Raw genomic sequence first — 1,526 nt, forward strand, 5'->3', positions numbered from 1 at the left:
AGCCAGGAGCCTGCTCGAGGCCGGAGGTTTCAGACCCTCGCTACACCCTTGATTCCGAAGAGCCATCAAACCCGAGAACATTCTTGTCGACACCGCCAATCGTCGTTTGGTTATCGCAGACTTCGGAATTGCGCATTTTAAGAACTCCTCGCTGACTAAGCAGGATGAAGTACTCGCGAACCGCAACTATCAGGCACCCGAACAGATGGCCAAGAAGCACCCAAATGGGATTGGAGCACCAGCGGATGTTTTCGCACTTGGCCTCATCACAACGGAAATGTTCACCAAGCAGAATGCGCGCGGGGCGCGCCACCCGCGTGTTCGCGACGTACACCCGTTTCTCTCCGCGCTAGATGACCTGGTCGAGCGGATGACGCTGCAAGACGACATGGAGCGCATCGACATGCGCGCGGCACGTGACACCGTGGAACTGATCCGCCGGCAGATGCGCTCGCACATCGACGTGACCGTGAAGCACCTGCGGACTGCAAGCACACCCCCTGGCGGCCACAGCCCCGATAGTGAGCGGGTGCTGATGCAAGCGGCCAGAGATGTCCTGTCCGCCAAGCACATCTTCGAGCGATCCCCAGATGACGAATCCGCGGGGTATAACCGGAACTATCACTGCGAAGTCAGTTTCAGCGCAGGGCCCGAGCTCCTTAATCTATGTGTCCAGTCTCAGTTGTACAGAGCGTGCAAGGCGAAGTTCGAGAACGAGATGAGAGCGGTTTGGGATGAGGCTCAATTCCATGCGCTGGCGCGACCGGGCAAAGCTGCGCAACTACAGAAGTTCGAAGAACTGCAGGCCCGATTCCCGCTCCCGCGGGATTCTCTCTGGGACTGGGTGCCACCGCTCGCGGCACATTACTTTCGATTCTGCATGGACTACCACTGCGAAGAGCTCTTGAACAGTGCCCGCGAGATTGTTGCAGACAAGTCGGAAGCCGGTCCCAGCTCACTCCAGTACAACCTCATCGACGCGCCGATCCTGTGGATAGCGCGTAGCGCGCGCCGGTATCTCACCAGCGAGGGACTAGAGATCGACCCGAGCGACCTCGAACTGTTGAAGTTCGAGAAGCAGGTGAGCATCGACTGGTCCGGAACCTCTCTGGGAGATGCGCCGCCCGCACCTCACAGCAGGACGCTTCTTGAGCAACGACTCAACGTCGATGCTGTTCCAGACATCCTCAACACCCTCAGGGAGGAGTGGGGGGTCTCTGTGGGTGAGCGAACCGATGGGAGGTTCTCGGTGTTCTTCTCGTCGCGCGCCGTGTTCGACCGGTTTCGGGACCGGGCACTTGAGATGGCCGCCCCGCACTACGTATTTGAAGGCGATGTCGAGGACTTGCTTCGCCCCGTCGCCGAGTACGACGATCTTGTCGCGTTCGTCTGGGAGCCAGAGTTCACCATCCGTATCACGCTCGCCAAGCTTCTCGGGCTTCGCGAGATAGACGGGTACTGAGGGGCCTTGACCCCGGATCGTGGACACGGTGTCATTTCGGTTATGCCGCTTCCGTGAGGGTAGC

The 1,526-nt window shown here is 59.4% G+C and carries 1 protein-coding gene; it reads left to right on the forward strand.

What is annotated here, in order from left to right:
- Positions 1–64 precede the first annotated feature (64 nt).
- Positions 65–1,462, forward strand: a complete 1,398-nt coding sequence (locus tag AS96_RS13855) for a protein kinase domain-containing protein (protein WP_081768073.1) — start codon at positions 65–67, stop codon at positions 1,460–1,462.
- Positions 1,463–1,526 lie beyond the last annotated feature (64 nt).

Origin of the sequence: Microbacterium sp. MRS-1 (assembly GCF_000585455.1) — a bacterium.
In the GTDB taxonomy this organism is placed as follows: Bacteria; Actinomycetota; Actinomycetes; order Actinomycetales; family Microbacteriaceae; genus Microbacterium; species Microbacterium laevaniformans.